Source organism: Fictibacillus sp. b24 (genome assembly GCF_030348825.1).
GTDB lineage: Bacteria > Bacillota > Bacilli > Bacillales > Fictibacillaceae > Fictibacillus.
In genome coordinates this window covers 3853303-3873899 of the sequence record NZ_JAUCES010000005.1, presented here as the reverse complement: position 1 = coordinate 3873899, position 20597 = coordinate 3853303, and the positions used below count along the sequence as shown (strand labels likewise).

Sequence of the window (20597 nt, the reverse complement as noted above, 5' to 3'; positions counted from 1 at the left end):
TTTCCCATCTTTTATGCAGTGTCGTCTTTCCTCCCTTGGAGAAAATAAAAGTATGGAAAAACAATGCGTGACAAAACGCGCAGAAAGGGGAGGCAATGATGGCAATCGTTTTAAACAATTTTAAGGAGAAACAGCGTTTTAAAAAAGAAACATTCGAGCGAAAAGTGCTTCGGGATTTGTCGCTCGCTACAATAAAAAAAGAATTCCAGCGGTTATTTCAGCCATTTTTCCAATACTCACTTCTTTATCAAAATGACATTGAAGATGCATGTATCGATATGGCGATAGATGCTTATCTTTTAGGAGCGAGCTACAGCCGTTTTGCTTATCATGGTGAAACATTAGAAAAAATTAAGGATAGAGCGTACGAAAAACAAACAGCAATTGCTGATGGACTTTTTGAATACTGGCAGTTCTGGTGCTGGGGAACTGAGATGATGATGGAATCGCTGCATCTTTGCTGTGAAGCGTATGTCCACATTTGGTGGATGGAAGGCTACAAAAACGGTGAAAAACGATATCGGATGAAGCTTCAATAAAACTTCAACAGGTAATAAATCTTGTCTTGTCCCATATACATATTATTATATGGCTTGTATAGGGGGACGAAACATGAAGAAGTGGGTGAAGGGAGCCGCATTTGCATTAGGATGCGCAGTCCTTTTCTTTATTTTCACCTATCATTTTTTAGATGATGACTCATGGCGGTCATGGAATCTGCCGCTGTCAGGAAAAATCATTGTCATTGACCCAGGTCATGGAGGTGTTGATGGCGGTGCTATTGGAGACGGAGAAGTTCTGGAAAAAGAGATCGCATTAAACATTTCTGTTTTGCTTCGTGATTATTTGCAAGAAGCGGGAGCACTTGTCATCATGACGCGCGAAACGGATAGGGATCTTGCGAATGAAGGTACAAAAAAATTAAGACATCGCAAGTGGGAAGATCTCAAAGAACGAAAGCGAATTATTAATGAAAATAATGCGGACTTATTTATCTCGATTCATTTAAATTCATTGCCTTCATCCAGGTGGAGAGGCGCACAAGTCTTTTATCATCCAGGTAAAGAGGATGGGGAAAACGTATCTAAATTTATTCAAGACGAAATAAAACGCAATCTGCAAAATACAAACAGGTTTGCAAAATCTATGGAAGGTCTTTACCTGCTTCGGACTGCAGAAGTACCAGGCGCGTTAGTTGAAGTTGGCTTTCTATCCAATCCGACAGAACGAGAGCTGCTGAAAACAGAATCTTATCAAAAAAGTGTCGCGGCATCGATCTACCAAGGAATGCTCCGATTTTATACAAATGAACCACTACCAAAATCTCCTCTTGATTAGAGGGGATTTTATTTTTTGAAAAAATTTGATGCTTATTCTTGTGCTTCATTAGCAAGTTGATTGGAGTAGAAGGTGCGAGACTCCTGCGGGACAGGCGGGAAGGTGAGACACTTAAAAGTGAAACGTCACGAATGTGGCTCACCCCCTGCCCCGCGGAAAGCGAGCACCTGGAACGGAGATCAACCACTTTCAAGAGCAAAAGAGTCAGCTAAATAAAAAACCGCTTACATGATTGTCCATTGAGGTTGTGATATACTGAAAAGGAATTTTACAGGTAAAGGATGTGTCTATGTGCTTACAGAAGAAAAAGTCATCGAGCTGTTAGGTCCTATTCAAGACCCTTATTTACATAAAAGTATGGTGGACTCCGGCAGTATCCGTGAGTTAAAGATAAAAGAAGGCTATGTCGGGCTTAAGATTGGACTTGCTCATACAAGTACACCTGAACAAATGCAGCTTCAGCAGCAGATCGTGCAAGTGCTGAAGAATGCAGGAGTAGAATCAGTCGGTCTTCGTTTCGAGAAAAGAGACGATGTTACAGCGGCAGATCCAAGTACAGCTCAGCAAGCTGCACCAACTACTCTTCTTTCCGAAAATAGCAAAACAGAATTTATTGCGATTGCAAGCGGGAAAGGCGGCGTAGGAAAGTCTACTGTCTCCGTTAACTTAGCAGTTGCGCTTGCAAGACTAGGGAAAAAAGTTGGATTGATTGATGCGGACATATACGGGTTCAGTGTGCCAGATATGATGGGGATCACAGAACGCCCGAAAGTAAAAGGGGACCGTATCTTTCCTGTTGAACGTTTTGACGTAAAAGTAATATCAATGGCTTTTTTCGTGGAAGATAATGCACCTGTTATCTGGCGCGGGCCGATGTTAGGAAAAATGCTGATGAACTTCTTTAGCGAAGTCGAATGGGGAGATCTCGATTACGTCCTTCTAGACTTGCCGCCTGGAACGGGTGACGTTGCACTCGATGTTCATAAAATGCTTCCTAAATGTAAAGAAGTGATTGTAACGACACCTCATGCAACAGCAGCTTTCGTTGCAGCGCGAGCGGGTACGATGGCGATTAAAACTAACCATGAAGTACTTGGAATCGTTGAAAACATGGCGTACTTCCAAAGTGAATCTACAGGTGAAAAAGAATATGTATTCGGTAAAGACGGTGGAAAGCGATTAGCTGAAGAGCTGAATGTTCCTTTGCTTGGGCAAATTCCGCTTGGCCAGCCTGAAATCAAAGAAGATGATTTTGCGCCGAGCGTGTATGAGCAAACACATCCGATCGGTGAACACTACATCCAAATGGCAAAAACCATTATTGAAAAAACAAAAAGCTGATCTGACTGATATTTAACAACAGTAAAAGGGCTGCCGAAAAAGTAAGTTATCCTTACTCATCGGACAGCCTCTTTTATTGTGGACTTGTGGAACCTTGGCCGCCTGCAGCTTCTTTTTCCTTTTTGGAAATGGATTGATCAATTTCTTCATGAGCTGCTTTTTTTAGCATTTCTTGAATTTGAGCTTGTACGATTGGACTTTCAAATGTTTCAAGCATCACTTTTTTCATTTCTTTTCTGACAGGCTGTGTATCGACAAGTGCTAATAACTTTTGTGCCATTTGCGGGTTCTGCATGATCTTCATTACTTCTGCCTGATATTGTGGATCTTTTATTAAATCCTTCATCAGCTTTTCGTGTTCTTTACGCATGCTTTTTGCAAAGGCTACTGAAAACTTAGGGTCTTTAAATAGCGTCTGCCAGAATTTTTGTCCTTTTTCAGAAAGAAGCTGCTGTTCAATCGTTTGTTTGATTACTTGTTGATCAATCAATATATCTTGCTGAATTTCTTTATCAGATAAAACTTCTTTAATGGCCTTTTTTCCATCATCGGTCTTCAACAGATCGACGAGCATCTTCTTAGTTGCTTCATAATCAACCTGTGAACTGCCCTGGGCTTCTTGTGCACAGCCTGATAGAGCAGCGAGCGAGATACAAAAGAGGAAAATGTATATTTTTTTCAACCGAATTCCTCCTCCTTTCAAGTGGGCTCGATACTTATAGGATTGATTTTTAACACGTATTTATACTGGTTATTTAAAGGAAAACTGGCAATTTAAAAAGGACATTGGTACAATCGTTACGGAACATGTTAGAGGGGGAAAACAAGGGTGAAAATTAAAAGCTGGCTCTTTTTATTCATTACCACACTGTTAATTGGAATTGTAAGTGCAATTACAGTGGGTCTTATATTAAAGTTTCCTGAGAACAGCAGCCTTTTCGAGGTATTATTATATATCTTTGGATTAATCGGATTCGGTGCGTTGTTCAGTGTATTTAGCCAAATGGGCTTCTTTGCTTATTTAACCGTACATCGCTTTGGACTTGGCATCTTTAAAAGCCACCGCTTATGGAATGGTGTACAGCTTGTTCTAATTGCTGTTGTATTATTTGATCTTTTCTTTTTACGATATACTTCTTTTCATAAAGACGGCGACAGTATCGTTAACTATATATTGATTCCTCTTGCCATCTTACTTTACGGATTGATTATCGCTTACTTAAAAGTAAAACAAACGTCCAATGTAGCATTTATCCCAACGCTTTTCTTTATTACCGTGGTAACCATCTTAGAGTGGGTGCCCGTTCTAAAAGAGAACAACACACTTTCACTTTGGATAGGGTTTGTTCCATTGATGCTTTGTAACACGTATCAAATTTTAATGCTCCACCGATTGCTGCAGTCTGATCAAAATAAGCAATCTAAACAAACAAAGCCCTCTGCCTAAATAAGCAGGGGCTTTTTTACGTTTATTAGTTAACCTCTTTGCTGTTTGCTTCTGTATTTGCGATCATTTCACCCACGCTTACAAATTTAAAGCCATCTCCCCGCAATTTATCAATAATAGTCGGGAGTGCTTTATGAGTTTGCTTAACAGAGTCAGAAGCATGAAGCAAAATGATATCTCCAGCTTTTGTTTTATTAGTAGCCGTCGTAACAATTTGATCTACTCCAGGGTTCTTCCAATCCTTCGTGTCGATACTCCAGTGAACTACCGTATGATGAAGGTCTTCAGAAATGTTCAGAACACGCTCATCAAAATTACCGTTTGGCGGACGAAGAAGCGATGTCATCTTACCTGATACTTTTTTAATCTTTTCCTGAGCTAGCAAGATGTCCCGTTTAATCTGCTTATCTTCCCATTCTGTATAGCTTTTGTACTGATAGCCGAGACTCGCCACTTCATGACCATCTTTTACGATACGTTCCACAATATCAGGATGACGTTCTGCCCAAGCAGCTGAAATAAAGAACGTACAGTTTTTTACGCCTTTTTCTTTTAAGACATCAAGGATTGGCGTAACCCTTTTATCTCCCCAGCTAATATCAAATGTGAGTGAGACCTTGTTTCCTTGATCTTCACCTTTGTAGATTGCACGGGGACCATCTTTTGATGAAAAAACAGATAATTGCTGCTGTCCTACAAAAGCGATCGAAGCGGCAAAGAATGCAGCGAAAACAACAACCATGTATTGTTTCACTTTTTTACCGTTTATGACAAAGAAAAATTTCATATCACCATTTACCCCCTTGTCCATCGTCCTTACAAAATATCTATGATAGTAAGGACAAGATATGACGGTTATTTAGAAAAACCTAAAAAATAATAACTCGTCATTTTCATGGCAATAATGTTAAAAGAAAAAAACAAGCGGGGTGTCGTCTATTGTCTTTAGTAGGAATGCTCTTAAATCATCAAGAACTTCACGAGTTTGAATATGTGCTTAAAAAAGAAATGGAAGAACTCAGATTTGATCTGGAAGACCATAAAATTGACGCTATTGTAAAATCGGTGTTAGAAGAAAGGTATCAGATCATCTACCGGTTATTCTGCCGGTTCGCCAAACCTTGTGATTGCAGAAGATACTTACGGCAAAAACAAAGAAATTAACTTTTTTTATAAAAACTATTGACCAAGATATGTTGAAGGTGGTATATTACTTCTTGTCGCTTTTACAGCGGCTGAAAAAAACGAAACAAACAAATTAAGAATCACGTAAAAAAGCAGTTGACATCAACTAGCCAACGGTGGTATCTTATAAAAGTCGCCAAAACGAGCGGCAAGCTAGAAACACACAGTTCTTTGAAAACTGAACAAAAGAAATAGGTAAGGAATTAAGAATTAATTCCGTCAGTTTTAAAATCGAGCAAGACAAACACTTTTATGGAGAGTTTGATCCTGGCTCAGGATGAACGCTGGCGGCGTGCCTAATACATGCAAGTCGAGCGAATGAAGAGGAGCTTGCTCCTCTGATTTAGCGGCGGACGGGTGAGTAACACGTGGGTAATCTGCCTGTAAGACGGGGATAACTCCGGGAAACCGGGGCTAATACCGGATAATAAGAGAAGAAGCATTTCTTCTTTTTGAAAGTCGGTTTCGGCTGACACTTACAGATGAGCCCGCGGCGCATTAGCTAGTTGGTGAGGTAACGGCTCACCAAGGCGACGATGCGTAGCCGACCTGAGAGGGTGATCGGCCACACTGGGACTGAGACACGGCCCAGACTCCTACGGGAGGCAGCAGTAGGGAATCTTCGGCAATGGGCGAAAGCCTGACCGAGCAACGCCGCGTGAGCGATGAAGGCCTTCGGGTCGTAAAGCTCTGTTGTTAGAGAAGAACAAGTACGAGAGTAACTGCTCGTACCTTGACGGTACCTAACCAGAAAGCCACGGCTAACTACGTGCCAGCAGCCGCGGTAATACGTAGGTGGCAAGCGTTATCCGGAATTATTGGGCGTAAAGCGCGCGCAGGCGGTCTCTTAAGTCTGATGTGAAAGCCCACGGCTCAACCGTGGAGGGTCATTGGAAACTGGGAGACTTGAGTGCAGGAGAGAAAAGTGGAATTCCACGTGTAGCGGTGAAATGCGTAGAGATGTGGAGGAACACCAGTGGCGAAGGCGGCTTTTTGGCCTGTAACTGACGCTGAGGCGCGAAAGCGTGGGGAGCAAACAGGATTAGATACCCTGGTAGTCCACGCCGTAAACGATGAGTGCTAGGTGTTGGGGGGTTCCACCCTCAGTGCTGAAGTTAACACATTAAGCACTCCGCCTGGGGAGTACGACCGCAAGGTTGAAACTCAAAGGAATTGACGGGGGCCCGCACAAGCAGTGGAGCATGTGGTTTAATTCGAAGCAACGCGAAGAACCTTACCAGGTCTTGACATCCTTTGACCACTCTAGAGATAGAGCTTTCCCCTTCGGGGGACAAAGTGACAGGTGGTGCATGGTTGTCGTCAGCTCGTGTCGTGAGATGTTGGGTTAAGTCCCGCAACGAGCGCAACCCTTGACCTTAGTTGCCAGCATTCAGTTGGGCACTCTAAGGTGACTGCCGGTGACAAACCGGAGGAAGGTGGGGATGACGTCAAATCATCATGCCCCTTATGACCTGGGCTACACACGTGCTACAATGGATGATACAAAGGGTTGCGAAGCCGCGAGGCCAAGCCAATCCCAAAAAGTCATTCTCAGTTCGGATTGTAGGCTGCAACTCGCCTACATGAAGCCGGAATTGCTAGTAATCGCGGATCAGCATGCCGCGGTGAATACGTTCCCGGGCCTTGTACACACCGCCCGTCACACCACGAGAGTTTGTAACACCCGAAGTCGGTGGGGTAACCCTTTTGGGAGCCAGCCGCCGAAGGTGGGACAGATGATTGGGGTGAAGTCGTAACAAGGTAGCCGTATCGGAAGGTGCGGCTGGATCACCTCCTTTCTATGGAGATTATGAAACAGCTTCGACTGTTTCGTAAGTACACCTATTCTTCTTTTGTTCAGTTTTGAGAGAACTAACTCTCAACTAAATAACACTTTTTATGATTCATTCTGAAAAGGTTATTTTCTATGTTCTTTGAAAACTAGATATCGACATCCAAACAATATGCAAGGCAGATAGATATTTATCTGCGCCAAGCAAGATCTTTGATGTGTAAACATCATATAAGGTTAAGCTAGAAAGGGCGCACGGTGGATGCCTTGGCACTAGGAGCCGAAGAAGGACGGGACGAACACCGATATGCCTCGGGGAGCTGTAAGTAAGCATTGATCCGGGGATTTCCGAATGGGGGAACCCACCATCCGTAATGGGATGGTATCCATATCTGAATACATAGGGTATGAGAAGGCAGACCCGGGGAACTGAAACATCTAAGTACCCGGAGGAAGAGAAAGCAAATGCGATTTCCTGAGTAGCGGCGAGCGAAACGGAAACAGCCCAAACCAGAGGGCTTGCCCTCTGGGGTTGTAGGACACTCTACATGGAGTTACAAAGGAACGAAGTAGGTGAAGCGGTCTGGAAAGGCCAGCCAAAGAAGGTAACAGCCCTGTAGCTGAAACTTCGTTCTCTCCTGAGTGGATCCTGAGTACGGCGGGACACGTGAAACCCCGTCGGAATCCGGGAGGACCATCTCCCAAGGCTAAATACTCCCTAGTGACCGATAGTGAACCAGTACCGTGAGGGAAAGGTGAAAAGCACCCCGGAAGGGGAGTGAAATAGATCCTGAAACCGTGTGCCTACAAGTAGTCGGAGCCCATTAACGGGTGACGGCGTGCCTTTTGTAGAATGAACCGGCGAGTTACGATCCCGTGCAAGGTTAAGTTGATAAGACGGAGCCGCAGCGAAAGCGAGTCTGAATAGGGCGACATAGTACGTGGTCGTAGACCCGAAACCGTGTGATCTACCCATGTCCAGGGTGAAGTTCAGGTAACACTGAATGGAGGCCCGAACCCACGCACGTTGAAAAGTGCGGGGATGAGGTGTGGGTAGGGGTGAAATGCCAATCGAACACGGAGATAGCTGGTTCTCCCCGAAATAGCTTTAGGGCTAGCCTCGCGGCAAGATTCCTGGAGGTAGAGCACTGATTGGACTAGGGGCCCCCACAGGGTTACCGAATTCAGTCAAACTCCGAATGCCAGAGAATTATCCGCGGGAGTCAGACTGCGAGTGATAAGATCCGTAGTCAAAAGGGAAACAGCCCAGACCATCAGCTAAGGTCCCAAAGTATACGTTAAGTGGCAAAGGATGTGGAGTTGCCCAGACAACCAGGATGTTGGCTTAGAAGCAGCCACCATTTAAAGAGTGCGTAATAGCTCACTGGTCGAGTGACTCTGCGCCGAAAATGTAACGGGGCTAAACGTATCACCGAAGCTATGGCTTGTACCGTATGGTACAGGGGTAGGGGAGCGTTCGAAGTGCAGCGAAGTCAGACCGGAAGGACTGGTGGAGCGCTTTGAAGTGAGAATGCCGGTATGAGTAGCGAAAGACAAGTGAGAATCTTGTCCATCGAAAGCCTAAGGTTTCCTGAGGAAGGCTCGTCCGCTCAGGGTTAGTCGGGGCCTAAGCCGAGGCTGAAAAGCGTAGGCGATGGATAACAGGTTGATATTCCTGTACCACCTCCTTTCCGTTTGAACAATGGGGGGACGCAGTAAGGTAGGGTGAGCGCACTGATGGAATAGTGCGTCTAAGCAGTTAGGCTGTTGGGTAGGCAAATCCGCCCAACGTGAAGGCTGAGCTGTGATGGCGAGGGAAATTTTAGTACCGAAGTCCCTGATCCTACACTGCCAAGAAAAGCCTCTAGTGAGGAAAGAGGTGCCCGTACCGCAAACCGACACAGGTAGGCGAGGAGAGAATCCTAAGATGATCGGGAGAACTCTCGTTAAGGAACTCGGCAAAATGACCCCGTAACTTCGGGAGAAGGGGTGCTCTGATAGGGTTTATCGCCCGAGAGAGCCGCAGTGAATAGATCCAAGCGACTGTTTAGCAAAAACACAGGTCTCTGCGAAACCGCAAGGTGAAGTATAGGGGCTGACACCTGCCCGGTGCTGGAAGGTTAAGAGGAGGGGTTATCCTTACGGAGAAGCTCTGAATTGAAGCCCCAGTAAACGGCGGCCGTAACTATAACGGTCCTAAGGTAGCGAAATTCCTTGTCGGGTAAGTTCCGACCCGCACGAAAGGTGTAACGACTTGGATACTGTCTCAACGAGAGACCCGGTGAAATTATAGTACCTGTGAAGATGCAGGTTACCCGCGACAGGACGGAAAGACCCCATGGAGCTTTACTGCAGCTTGATATTGGATTTTGGTACAGCTTGTACAGGATAGGTAGGAGCCTGAGAAGCCGGAGCGCCAGCTTCGGTGGAGGCGTCGGTGGGATACTACCCTGGCTGTATTGAAATTCTAACCTTGAACCGTGATCCGGTTCGGAGACAGTGTCAGGCGGGCAGTTTGACTGGGGCGGTCGCCTCCTAAACAGTAACGGAGGCGCCCAAAGGTTCCCTCAGAATGGTTGGAAATCATTCGCAGAGTGTAAAGGCACAAGGGAGCTTGACTGCGAGACCTACAAGTCGAGCAGGGACGAAAGTCGGGCTTAGTGATCCGGTGGTTCCGCATGGAAGGGCCATCGCTCAACGGATAAAAGCTACCCTGGGGATAACAGGCTTATCTCCCCCAAGAGTCCACATCGACGGGGAGGTTTGGCACCTCGATGTCGGCTCATCGCATCCTGGGGCTGAAGTAGGTCCCAAGGGTTGGGCTGTTCGCCCATTAAAGCGGTACGCGAGCTGGGTTCAGAACGTCGTGAGACAGTTCGGTCCCTATCCGTCGCGGGCGCAGGAAATTTGAGAGGAGCTGTCCTTAGTACGAGAGGACCGGGATGGACACACCGCTGGTGTACCAGTTGTTCCGCCAGGGGCATAGCTGGGTAGCTACGTGTGGACGGGATAAGTGCTGAAAGCATCTAAGCATGAAGCCCCCCTCAAGATGAGATTTCCCATCACGTTAAGTGAGTAAGACCCCTTAGAGATGATGAGGTTGATAGGTCTGGTGTGGAAGCGTGGTGACACGTGGAGCTGACAGATACTAATCGGTCGAGGGCTTATCCTTAAAATGCATAACGTTTGGAAACGTCGTATCTAGTTTTGAGAGAACATAAAAAATGATGAAAATCATTAAAAAAATCTCTTGCAAAACGCTTTAAAATATAATAAAATTTATCTTGTCCCAACAGGATAAATGATTTTGAGAGTGTTACATAAGTAACAAGGTCCAGTGATGATGGCGAAGAGGTCACACCCGTTCCCATACCGAACACGGAAGTTAAGCTCTTCAGCGCCGATGGTAGTTGGGGGTCTCCCCCTGTTAGAGTAGGACGTCGCTGGGCTATATCTCAAAATTCCAATTTTAGTTGTGGATCGTTTATTACATTATTCCACAGTAGCTCAGTGGTAGAGCTATCGGCTGTTAACCGATCGGTCGCAGGTTCGAGTCCTGCCTGTGGAGCCATTTTTACTTGCTTCCATAGCTCAGCAGGTAGAGTGCTTCCATGGTAAGGAAGAGGTCACCGGTTCGAGCCCGGTTGGAAGCTCCATATCATAATACAAACAGTTATGGCCCGTTGGTCAAGCGGTTAAGACACCGCCCTTTCACGGCGGTAACACGGGTTCGAATCCCGTACGGGTCACCATTACTTTAAACAAATCTTTTGGAGGATTAGCTCAGCTGGGAGAGCACCTGCCTTACAAGCAGGGGGTCGGCGGTTCGAACCCGTCATCCTCCACCATTTATTTTTTGCTTGCCGGTTTAGCTCAATTGGTAGAGCAACTGACTTGTAATCAGTAGGTTGGGGGTTCAAGTCCTCTAGCCGGCACCACAATTTTATTAAAAGATTGTCTCTTTTTTTATGTGGAGGGGTAGCGAAGTGGCTAAACGCGGCGGACTGTAAATCCGCTCCCTCCGGGTTCGGCGGTTCGAATCCGTCCCCCTCCACCATCTTTGTTTAACTTTCCAGAAGTTAGACGATAATACTTAAATACGCGGGTGTAGTTTAGTGGTAAAACAAGAGCCTTCCAAGCTCTGGTCGTGAGTTCGATTCTCATCACCCGCTCCATTAATTTCGGGGCTTTAGCTCAGCTGGGAGAGCGCCTGCCTTGCACGCAGGAGGTCAGCGGTTCGATCCCGCTAAGCTCCACCATACATACTTACATAACAAATGTTACTTCAGGCGATGCCTGAAGTTTTTTTATTTGCTGATAGAAATCAATATGAAGAGGTAAAAACTCTGGGGAAATTAAAAGTGGACAGTAAAAATGACAGAGTGGACAGTAAATCATCGGGAGTGGACAGTAAAGTTCATGAAAGTGGCTATGCATCACCCGAATGCTACCTCAAAAAAGATGATGAATCCAAACAAATTTATTCTATAGACCAGATTCTTCTCTGGTCTTTTTTAATACTTAAGAATCCCCGAACCTCATAAATATGTAAACAACCTTCGAAAGCGCTTTCTTTTTGGTATATCTATGCATTATTTTGTCCAGTTGAACCATGAAATCCCTTACAGCTACAATAGAGATAGTGATTCTTTAGTTTTTGTGTTTTTCATAAGGGAGGAAGAAAAAATGTTAAAAGATATTACAGTAATCGGAGTACCGATGGATTTAGGACAAATGCGCCGTGGTGTAGATATGGGGCCAAGCGCGATTCGATACGCAGGTGTCGTGGAACGTCTTGAAAATCTTGATTATCGCGTAGAAGATTTTGGTGATATAGAAATTGCTCGTCCAGAAAAACAAAGTATTGAAAACGAAGGAAATCTTAAAAATTTAAACGGAGTAATCGAAGCGAGTGAAAAGCTGTCACAAACCGTTTCTGATGTTATTACGAGTAAAAAGTTCCCGCTCGTTTTAGGTGGAGATCATAGTATTGCGATCGGTACGCTAGCGGGTGTTTCTAAAAATTATAAGAACCTAGGTGTGATTTGGTACGATGCACACGGAGATTTAAATACAGCCGATACATCACCAAGTGGAAACATTCACGGAATGCCGCTTGCAGTGAGCATTGGAATCGGGCATGAGAGACTAACGAACATCAGTGACTATACACCAAAAATCAAACCAGAAAATATCGTGATTATCGGAGCTCGATCACTAGATGAAGGTGAACGAGAACTTATTAAAGAAAAAGGAATTAAAGTATACACGATGCATGAAGTGGACCGTCTTGGCATGACAAAGGTTATGGAAGAGACGATTGAGTACTTATCGCATACAGATGGCGTTCACTTGAGTCTTGATCTTGATGGGCTTGATCCACATGATGCTCCTGGTGTTGGGACTCCGGTTCTTGGGGGAATCAGCTACAGAGAGAGTCATTTGGCGATGGAGATGCTTGCTGAAGCGGAGATTATTACATCAGCAGAATTTGTAGAAGTAAATCCGATTCTAGATGAAAAGAATAAAACCGCGACGGTTGCTGTGGCGTTAATGGGTTCTTTATTCGGAGAGAAACTACTATAATAAGATAGAAAAAATAAAAACAGTTGCCTCTTTACAGATGCAACTGTTCTTTTTGATTTATGCGTTGATATTGATTAAGCAGCTGATCAATTTCCTGTGAAAGTTCAACTACTTCTTCTGCAATTAATGGTAGGTGTTTTGAAAGTTCATTCATTTGCTGTCTGGAGTGTTCGATCTGTTCAATTAATGATTCTCTATGCATACAAACTACCCCTCTCTGTTTCAGCATAATATCTTATATGATTAATATTCCCAGGGCTTATTTTTTTGAAACACGATATTTAGAAAAAAATACCTTTTTATTTCGTCAAATTCTGCAACATGATAAAATAAAAAAATATGAAAACATTTGAAACTTATGGAATGCTGGTACGTAAATAAAATCCGAGTGGTGATAAAATAATGGACGCCTTAATAGCGAATATGGTGACCCAAGTAAAAAAAGGGGACCAGGAAGCGTTTGAAGGCATTGTCGACCTATTTAAAGATAAAATCTACCGGCATTGTTTCCGGATGGTCGGCAATGGACATGAAGCAGAAGATTTGGCACAAGAAACTTTTTTGCGAGCTTACCGTAATATTAGTAAGTACAATAACGAATATAAATTTTCAACTTGGATATTCCGCATTGCTACAAATCTTTGTATCGACAGACTGAGGAAGAAGAAACCTGATTATTATTTGGATGCAGAAGTACCTGGAACGGACGGAGCAAACATGTATAGTCAGCTTTCAACGGAAGAACCGTTACCCGAAGAAGTCGTTACAGAGAACGAACAATGGAACGAGCTTCAAGCAGAAATAATGAAGCTTCCTGAAAAATATCGGACAGCTATTCTTTTAAAGTATGTAGAAGACCTATCATTAGAAGAAATCAGTCAGATTATGGACATACCAGTACCAACAGTAAAAACTCGTATACATCGGGGCCGGGAAGCGCTGAAGAAAGTATTTCAAATGGTTGTAAAAACGAGGTGAAGAAAAATGCAATGTGAAGCTTCCGTGTATGATGAATTAATGAATAAAGTACTTGATGGTGAAGCAACGAGTGAAGAAGAACACATCTTTCAAATTCATTTGAAGCAATGTGCATCTTGTAGAGAAGAATATGAGCTGCTGACAGAATCATTGAAGGAACTGCAGCTGCAATCCCATATAAAGGCCCCAGCAGGCTTTACAGAGGCTGTAATGGCTAAACTGCCAAAAGAGAGACAGCAAGTGAAGTGGAAGCGCTGGATGAAACGTCATCCTGCTCTGACCGCTGCAGCCATCTTTATGTTCTTTATGGCCGCATCTGTGCTCACTAGTTATAATCAGCAAGATCTGGCTGTTGTAAAAGGTGAGGGAAACCTTCAAATAAAGAAATCTGAGCGGGTAGTAGTCGTTCCGGCTGGAGAAACAATAAAAGGCGATTTAGTCGTTGAAAATGCAGATGTTCGAATAGAAGGAAAAGTAGAAGGTGATGTGACTGTCATAAAAGGCAATCAGTATCTAGCTTCTGCAGGTGAGGTAACGGGCCACAGTCAGGAAATCGGTCAAGTGGTCGAATGGGTATGGTATAAGTTGAAGTCTTTGGTTAGTACAAATAATGAAACGATGAATAATCATAATGAGAGCCGTCCCCATACGGCTTTTTTTAATGCTCAAAATGTACAAAATTGAATATCATCAAAACATCATTAACAAAACATGAGTAGGTCATGCTAAGTTTTCTTTACAATGAGGTATGCTATAATATATAAGTTAAATCTTTTTTTGTTAGTTTCTGGTTTGTTAATAAATTATTACTTCAAAGTGCTTTTGTAAAGTCTTCACTGAAGAGTTGATTGTAGTGCAAGGTGCGAGACTCCTGGGGGATTAGCGGGACAGGTGAGACTCCTAAGATCGCAAAGCGACGAGGAGGCTCACCGCACGCCCCCCGGAAAGCGAGCACCTGGAACGGAAATCAACCACTAACTACTTTCATACTTATAGATTTTAAAAACTTCAACTTGGCAGACAAACCCGGGTTGGGAGGGAATTTATGTTACCAATCGCAGATTTTAATATATTTAATTACATCACACAAATCATTGATATTTTATTAGTGACCTACGTAATCTACAAGCTGATCATGCTGATCCGCGGAACAAAGGCGGTTCAACTTTTAAAAGGGATCAGTGTGATTATCGTTGTTTGGTTTCTAAGCAGTTCGTTCGACCTTCGTACGATGTCTTGGCTGATGGATAAGGTGATTACATATGGATTACTCGCTATCATTATTATTTTCCAGCCTGAGCTAAGACGTGCGTTAGAACAGCTTGGACGAGGAAAGTTCTTCTCTCGTACAGGTCTTCCTGAAGAGGAAGAAACGGAAAAAGCAATTGCTGCCATTGTGAAGTCAACTAACTATATGTCCAAACGGCGTATAGGGGCTATTATGTCGATCGAGCGGGAAACGGGATTGAGTGAGTACGTGGAAACAGGTATTCCAATTAAAGCCCATCTCACTTCTGAGCTTTTAACCAACATATTTGTTCCGAACACACCGCTTCATGATGGTGCTGTTATTATAAAGCAAAGTCAAGTATACGCGGCTGGCTGCTATTTACCGCTAACGGAAAGTCCGTTCGTATCGAAAGAATTGGGAACAAGACATAGAGCTGCATTAGGGATTAGTGAGGTAACAGATGCAGTAACCGTTATCGTTTCTGAGGAAACTGGTACGATTTCTCTCACGAAGAACGGAGAAATCTATCGGAATCTGGACGAAGAGTCTTTAAGAAATTTGTTAAACGCAGAATTGATTATTGCCAATAAGTCCACTTCCTCAAACCGCTGGAATTGGAGGGGAAAGAAAAATGGACAAACTCCTTAGTAGTTCATGGTTTGTAAAAATTATTGCTTTCCTCCTTGCTCTTATGATGTATACGATCGTAACGATGGAAACACAGGAAGAAGCCGCAAACCGTTCCATATTCTCAAAAATGTATACGGAAAGTGAGACCATTCAAGACGTACAGATCAGACCGTATTTTGATGACGATAAATACGTCTTGACCGATCTGCCTCCATCCGTTGACCTGACGCTAACGGGTTCGAGCCGTTTGATCACAAAAGCGACAAAAGTGGATAAGGAATTCGAAGTATATATTGATCTAACGAATATGAAGCCTGGAAACAAGCGGGTAAAAGTACAAGTACAAGGATTGCCTGACGGTGTAAAAGCGAAGATTAACCCTGATTACGTAGATGTTATTCTTCATAATAAAGTAACCAAACAAATGAACGTCAATGTGGACTTAAAGAATACGAGAAAGCTGCCAGACGGATATACAGCAGGTGACATTGAGTTCTCGCCAAAAACGGTGAACGTAACAGGACCAGAGGGAATGATCAATCAGATTTCATTTATTACGGGATTTGTTGACGTAGGCGAAGCTGATGAACCTATTCAAACTAAAGTACCTCTACGTGCATACAATCAGCAAGGGGACATAATCGATGTACAGATTAATCCGGGCGTAGTAGATGTTTCTGTACCGATTAAAAAACCTAAGAAAACGGTACCGATCTCAATTGGTACAAAAGGTGATTTAGAAGAAGGGCTGACTCTTCAATCCATCACTTCTGATCCGAGTGAGATCACTTTAACAGGAACAACAAGTTCACTTGATAAATTCGATTCATTTAAAGAAATATCAATAGATTTAAGCAAAATCAAAAAAGATACTACACTCACCGTTGATGTTCCGGTTCCAGATGGAATCGATTCTGTGTCTGTTAAAGAAGTAACGGTAAATGTAAATGTCGAAAAAACAGATGTAGGAACTGAAACAGAAGCAGAAACAGAAGCGGATCAAGAGCAAGAGACGACACGAACATTTAATGATGTGCCATTAACACTGCTCGGGGTCAATAACGAAAAGCAGGCAACCATTTTAGATCCGGCAGATGGTGTTGTAGATGTTACGGTAAAAGGCAAAAAGAGTGTGCTCGATTCACTTAAAAAGTCTGATCTGCAAGGAATTGTAGATGTGAGTACTCTTGAACAAGGAACACATGAAGTGAAAATAGATTGGAAAAATCCTGGGGATGTTGAGCTGGCAGGTACAGTTCAAGAAGCCAGCGTGGAAATTCAAACAGAGACTAGCAGTCAATAGTTGAAGGAGAGAGCAATAATGGGAAAATATTTTGGTACTGACGGAGTAAGAGGAGTTGCAAATACAGAGCTTACACCTGAACTAGCTTTTAAATTAGGGCGTTTTGGCGGATATGTTTTAACAAAAGACACAGATAAACCTAAAATTTTAATCGGACGCGATACGCGAATTTCCGGTCAAATGCTAGAAGGTGCTCTAGTTGCAGGCCTTTTATCTATCGGTGCAGAAGTTATGCGTTTAGGTGTGATCTCAACTCCTGGAGTTGCTTTTCTAACAAAAGCACTTGGCGCACAAGCTGGAGTTATGATCTCAGCATCACATAACCCAGTTGCGGATAACGGAATTAAATTCTTTGGAGCTGACGGATTTAAACTGTTAGATGAGCAAGAAGCAGAAATCGAAGCTCTTTTAGATAAAGATACAGATGAACTGCCTCGTCCTGTAGGCGGTGACCTAGGATCTGTCAGCGATTATTTTGAAGGCGGACAGAAATACATGCAATATTTGAAGCAAACGATTCCTGGAGACTTCTCAGGACTTCATATTGCGCTTGATTGTGCTCATGGTGCGACATCTTCTCATGCACCTCACTTGTTTGCTGATCTTGAAGCAGATATCTCAACGATGGGAACAAGCCCAAATGGCTTAAATATCAACGAAGGTGTCGGAAGCACACACCCTGAAAAGCTGGCAGAACTCGTAAAAGAAAAAGGCTGTGACATGGGGCTTGCTTTTGATGGAGACGGAGACCGTTTGATCGCGATCGACGAAAAAGGAAATATCGTCGATGGTGACCAGATCATGTTCATCTGTGCGAAGCATCTTAAAGAACAAGGCCGTTTAAAGCAGGATACAGTCGTATCAACGGTTATGAGTAACTTAGGATTCTATAAAGCGGTTGAAGCAAATAACATGCAATCTGCACAAACAGCTGTAGGTGACCGTTATGTAATGGAAGAAATGCGTAAGAACGACTTTAACCTTGGAGGTGAACAGTCTGGGCATATCATCTTCCTAGATTACACAACAACAGGTGATGGACTTCTTTCTGGAATCCAGCTTGCATCCATTTTAAAAGCTACAGGCAAACCGTTATCAGAACTTGCTGGCGAGATGGCAAAATTCCCTCAGCTTTTAATCAATGTAAAAGTAGCCGACAAGTCTAAGCTAAATGGCAATGAAGCGATTAAAGCAGCGATCGACAAAGTAGAAACAGAACTTGAAGGAAACGGCCGTGTGCTTGTTCGTCCTTCTGGAACTGAGCCGCTTGTACGTGTAATGGTCGAAGCTCCGACAGAAGAACTTTGCCAAAAGCATGCAGATGAGATCGTGAACGTTGTAAAAACAGAGCTTGTCTAAAAAAGGGCTAAAAAGTCCCTCATAAAATAAAAAAGGGCACGAAACATATGCATATGCGGCTCACACAACGGGCTGTCTATGCATATTTTTTTATTATGGAACTTTATGTTTCAAGTTTTTCTAAAAACGGGAAAGAATAAGAATTGACGGTTTTGAAAAACCCGTGTATGATTATTTTTGTTTACTTCAAATAAAAGGAAGGAGTTTACAGCTAATCATTCATCCAAAGCGCCTGAACTGCTGACCGGAAAAAAGCAGTTGACGAGGAAGAGGTTCATCGATATTTCGGCGGATGCCTCTCGGAACATCACTTCCGTAAGCTTTTGTTCAAACCAGGTAAGGTAACTTCCTGTACAAAGACGAAAGCAAGTGAAAAAAATAAAAATAGAGAACATAGGTGGGGTTGTGAGCCCCGCTCACGGCCCCCCTTATGAAAGCCGTCAGCAGAGTGTGATGGCTTTAAGGAGGACGTTTATTTATGTGTGGAATCGTTGGATATATTGGAAATAATGATGCAAAAGAAATTCTATTGCGCGGATTGGAAAAATTAGAATACCGCGGATATGACTCAGCAGGAATTGCAGTACTAAACGAAAGCGGCGTTCATGTATTCAAAGAAAAAGGCCGTATTGCAAATCTGCGTGAAAATGTTGATCTAGGTGTAGAAGCATCCGTTGGAATCGGACATACACGCTGGGCAACACACGGAGTTCCAAGCAAAGTGAATTCACATCCACACCAAAGTTCAACAGAGCGTTTTACACTTGTACACAACGGTGTAATCGAAAACTATGAACAGGTGAAGAAACAATACATTTCAGGTGTTGAACTATTGTCTGAAACAGATACAGAAGTTATCGTTCAGTTAGTAGAGTACTTTGTTAATCAAGGCATGGAAGTGGAAGAAGCATTCCGCAACACATTGTCTGAGTTAAAAGGTTCTTATGCGATAGGATTAATCGACAACCAAAACCCTGAAACCATCTATGTTGGTAAAAACAAAAGCCCGTTATTGGTAGGTAAAGGTGAAGGCTTCAACGTTATTGCAAGTGACGCGATGGCAATGCTTTCTCAAACAGATCAATACGTTGAATTAATGGATAAAGAAATCGTAATCGTGACACGTGACAGCTATACGATCAAGACTCTTGATGGTGAAGTGGTGGAACGTGCACCTTACACAGCAGAACTTGATGCAAGCGACATCGAAAAAGGCACGTATCCTCATTTCATGTTAAAAGAAATCGACGAGCAGCCTTTCGTAATGCGTAACATCATTAATCAATACCAAAACGAAAATGGAAATCTTAAGCTTGATGACGATATTCGTGCTGCGATGAAAGACGCAGACCGCGTTTATATCATCGCTTGCGGAACGAGCTACCATGCTGGCCTTGTTGGTAAACAGCTGATTGAAAACATTGCAAACATTCCTGTTGAAGCACACATTGCGAGTGAGTTTGTTTACAACATGCCGCTTTTATCTGAAAAGCCGTTGTTCATCTTCATCTCACAATCTGGTGAGACTGCAGATAGCCGTGCTGTTCTTGTTGAGATTAAAAAGCTTGGCCACAAAGCATTAACAATCACAAACGTTCCGGGATCAACGCTTTCTCGTGAAGCAAATTACACGCTTAACTTGTATGCTGGTCCAGAAATCGCAGTAGCATCAACGAAAGCTTACACGGCACAAATCGCAGTGCTTGCGATTCTGGCTGTTGACTCTGCTCGTGCAAAAGGAATCGAGTTAGACTTCAACCCGCTTCAAGAGCTTGCGATCGTTGCAAACGCTATGGAAGTACTTTGTGACCAAAAGGAAGAGATGGAGAAGATCGCACGTGAGTTCTTAGCTGTAACACGTAACGCATTCTTCATCGGGCGTGCTGCTGACTTCTACGTATGTTTAGAAGCTGCACTAAAATTAAAAGAAATCTCTTACATCCAAGCAGAAGGTTTTGCTGGAGGAGAATTGAAGCACGGTACGATTGCATTGATCGAGGACGGTACGCCAGTTATCGCTCTTGCAACACAAGAGCATGTTAACTTAAGCATCCGTGGTAATGTAAAAGAAGTAGCGGCACGTGGAGCATACACATGCGTGATCTCTATGGATGGACTGCAAGAAGAAGGCGATCGCATCGTTCTTCCGAAGATCCACCCATACTTGACTCCGCTTGTATCTGTACTTCCAATGCAGCTGATCTCTTACTACGCAGCGCTTCACCGCGACTGTGACGTAGATAAGCCGCGTAACCTGGCTAAGTCAGTAACAGTAGAATAATCTATATTTCACTAAAAACATCATCTCCAATTTTGGAGATGATGTTTTTTTATCTAGAAATTTAATACACGAACAGAACGAGCAATGAATGAATATTATGGATATGTTAGCGAAGAGGAGGATGGT

The 20597-nt window shown here is 43.4% G+C and carries 17 protein-coding genes, 8 tRNA genes and 3 rRNA genes; 25 read left to right on the top strand and 3 right to left on the bottom strand.

The window, feature by feature from the left end:
* The first annotated feature begins 95 nt into the window (after window positions 1-95).
* The 4 genes from QUF49_RS20435 (at window position 96) to QUF49_RS20420 (ending at window position 2679) form a co-directional block, all read left to right on the top strand.
* Window positions 96-539 carry a DUF2521 family protein gene (locus tag QUF49_RS20435; RefSeq protein WP_289497507.1) on the top strand — a complete coding sequence of 148 codons (444 nt, stop codon included), beginning with the start codon at window positions 96-98 and terminating at the stop codon, window positions 537-539.
* A 73-nt stretch (window positions 540-612) separates the two neighbouring features.
* The gene (gene cwlD, locus QUF49_RS20430; protein ID WP_289497506.1) at window positions 613-1338 is read left to right on the top strand and encodes an N-acetylmuramoyl-L-alanine amidase CwlD; all 726 of its coding nucleotides are present in this window, start codon (window positions 613-615) and stop codon (window positions 1336-1338) included.
* A gap of 72 nt (window positions 1339-1410) precedes the next feature.
* The gene (locus tag QUF49_RS20425) at window positions 1411-1554 is read left to right on the top strand and encodes a hypothetical protein (RefSeq protein ID WP_289497505.1); all 144 of its coding nucleotides are present in this window, start codon (window positions 1411-1413) and stop codon (window positions 1552-1554) included.
* Window positions 1555-1629: 75 nt separating this feature from the next.
* Window positions 1630-2679: an Mrp/NBP35 family ATP-binding protein gene (locus QUF49_RS20420; protein WP_289497504.1), complete on the top strand. Its 1050-nt coding sequence runs from the start codon at window positions 1630-1632 to the stop codon at window positions 2677-2679.
* A 73-nt stretch (window positions 2680-2752) separates the two neighbouring features.
* Here the strand turns inward: QUF49_RS20420 and gerD are convergent, their stop codons facing one another.
* Window positions 2753-3361, bottom strand: a complete 609-nt coding sequence (gerD, locus tag QUF49_RS20415; protein WP_289497503.1) for a spore germination lipoprotein GerD — start codon at window positions 3359-3361, stop codon at window positions 2753-2755.
* A gap of 147 nt (window positions 3362-3508) precedes the next feature.
* Between gerD and QUF49_RS20410 the strand changes: the two genes are divergently transcribed.
* The gene (locus QUF49_RS20410; protein WP_289497501.1) at window positions 3509-4126 is read left to right on the top strand and encodes a KinB-signaling pathway activation protein; all 618 of its coding nucleotides are present in this window, start codon (window positions 3509-3511) and stop codon (window positions 4124-4126) included.
* Window positions 4127-4151: 25 nt separating this feature from the next.
* Here QUF49_RS20410 and pdaB read toward each other — a convergent pair whose 3' ends face one another.
* Window positions 4152-4913 carry a polysaccharide deacetylase family sporulation protein PdaB gene (gene pdaB, locus QUF49_RS20405; RefSeq protein ID WP_289497499.1) on the bottom strand — a complete coding sequence of 254 codons (762 nt, stop codon included), beginning with the start codon at window positions 4911-4913 and terminating at the stop codon, window positions 4152-4154.
* A 152-nt stretch (window positions 4914-5065) separates the two neighbouring features.
* Here pdaB and QUF49_RS20400 point away from each other — a divergent pair, with 152 nt between their 5' ends.
* The 14 genes from QUF49_RS20400 (at window position 5066) to rocF (ending at window position 12689) form a co-directional block, all read left to right on the top strand.
* Window positions 5066-5290 (top strand): hypothetical protein, encoded by a 225-nt coding sequence (locus QUF49_RS20400; RefSeq protein ID WP_289497498.1) that lies wholly within the window; start codon window positions 5066-5068, stop codon window positions 5288-5290.
* Between the two features lie 270 nt (window positions 5291-5560).
* Window positions 5561-7110: ribosomal RNA gene (locus tag QUF49_RS20395) — 16S ribosomal RNA — on the top strand.
* 228 nt (window positions 7111-7338) lie between these two features.
* Window positions 7339-10275, top strand: a 23S ribosomal RNA gene (locus QUF49_RS20390).
* 161 nt (window positions 10276-10436) lie between these two features.
* A 5S ribosomal RNA gene (gene rrf, locus QUF49_RS20385) occupies window positions 10437-10552 on the top strand.
* Together the 16S, 23S and 5S rRNA genes with 8 tRNA genes alongside form the textbook arrangement of a ribosomal RNA operon.
* Before the next feature lie 47 nt (window positions 10553-10599).
* Window positions 10600-10674, top strand: a tRNA-Asn gene (locus QUF49_RS20380).
* Between the two features lie 9 nt (window positions 10675-10683).
* A tRNA-Thr gene (locus QUF49_RS20375) sits at window positions 10684-10759 on the top strand.
* Between the two features lie 21 nt (window positions 10760-10780).
* Window positions 10781-10855: transfer RNA gene (locus QUF49_RS20370), tRNA-Glu, on the top strand.
* Window positions 10856-10875: 20 nt separating this feature from the next.
* Window positions 10876-10951 (top strand) — tRNA-Val (locus QUF49_RS20365).
* Window positions 10952-10965: 14 nt separating this feature from the next.
* Window positions 10966-11041, top strand: a tRNA-Thr gene (locus tag QUF49_RS20360).
* Window positions 11042-11075: 34 nt separating this feature from the next.
* Window positions 11076-11160, top strand: a tRNA-Tyr gene (locus QUF49_RS20355).
* 44 nt (window positions 11161-11204) lie between these two features.
* Window positions 11205-11278 (top strand) — tRNA-Gly (locus QUF49_RS20350).
* 8 nt (window positions 11279-11286) lie between these two features.
* Window positions 11287-11362: transfer RNA gene (locus QUF49_RS20345), tRNA-Ala, on the top strand.
* 33 nt (window positions 11363-11395) lie between these two features.
* On the top strand, window positions 11396-11647 hold the full coding sequence (locus QUF49_RS20340) for a hypothetical protein (RefSeq protein ID WP_289497497.1): 252 nt from the start codon (window positions 11396-11398) through the stop codon (window positions 11645-11647).
* Between the two features lie 142 nt (window positions 11648-11789).
* Window positions 11790-12689 (top strand): arginase, encoded by a 900-nt coding sequence (gene rocF / locus QUF49_RS20335; protein WP_289497496.1) that lies wholly within the window; start codon window positions 11790-11792, stop codon window positions 12687-12689.
* Window positions 12690-12720: 31 nt separating this feature from the next.
* On the opposite strand, the gene QUF49_RS20330 is transcribed toward rocF, so the two are convergent.
* Window positions 12721-12891, bottom strand: coding sequence for an aspartyl-phosphate phosphatase Spo0E family protein (locus QUF49_RS20330; protein ID WP_289497495.1), 171 nt, complete (start codon window positions 12889-12891; stop codon window positions 12721-12723).
* Between the two features lie 200 nt (window positions 12892-13091).
* Here QUF49_RS20330 and sigW point away from each other — a divergent pair, with 200 nt between their 5' ends.
* The 6 genes from sigW (at window position 13092) to glmS (ending at window position 20471) form a co-directional block, all read left to right on the top strand.
* Complete coding sequence (sigW, locus tag QUF49_RS20325; protein ID WP_289497494.1) at window positions 13092-13667, top strand: RNA polymerase sigma factor SigW; 576 nt, start codon at window positions 13092-13094, stop codon at window positions 13665-13667.
* Between the two features lie 6 nt (window positions 13668-13673).
* Window positions 13674-14351, top strand: a complete 678-nt coding sequence (locus tag QUF49_RS20320; protein WP_289497493.1) for an anti-sigma factor family protein — start codon at window positions 13674-13676, stop codon at window positions 14349-14351.
* A 361-nt stretch (window positions 14352-14712) separates the two neighbouring features.
* Window positions 14713-15546 carry a diadenylate cyclase CdaA gene (gene cdaA / locus QUF49_RS20315; protein WP_289497492.1) on the top strand — a complete coding sequence of 278 codons (834 nt, stop codon included), beginning with the start codon at window positions 14713-14715 and terminating at the stop codon, window positions 15544-15546.
* Window positions 15530-16831 (top strand): CdaR family protein, encoded by a 1302-nt coding sequence (locus tag QUF49_RS20310; RefSeq protein ID WP_289497491.1) that lies wholly within the window; start codon window positions 15530-15532, stop codon window positions 16829-16831. Before cdaA ends, QUF49_RS20310 begins: the two co-directional genes overlap by 17 nt.
* 18 nt (window positions 16832-16849) lie before the next feature.
* Complete coding sequence (gene glmM, locus QUF49_RS20305; RefSeq protein WP_289497490.1) at window positions 16850-18190, top strand: phosphoglucosamine mutase; 1341 nt, start codon at window positions 16850-16852, stop codon at window positions 18188-18190.
* 478 nt (window positions 18191-18668) lie between these two features.
* Window positions 18669-20471, top strand: a complete 1803-nt coding sequence (glmS, locus tag QUF49_RS20300) for a glutamine--fructose-6-phosphate transaminase (isomerizing) (RefSeq protein WP_289497489.1) — start codon at window positions 18669-18671, stop codon at window positions 20469-20471.
* Window positions 20472-20597 lie beyond the last annotated feature (126 nt).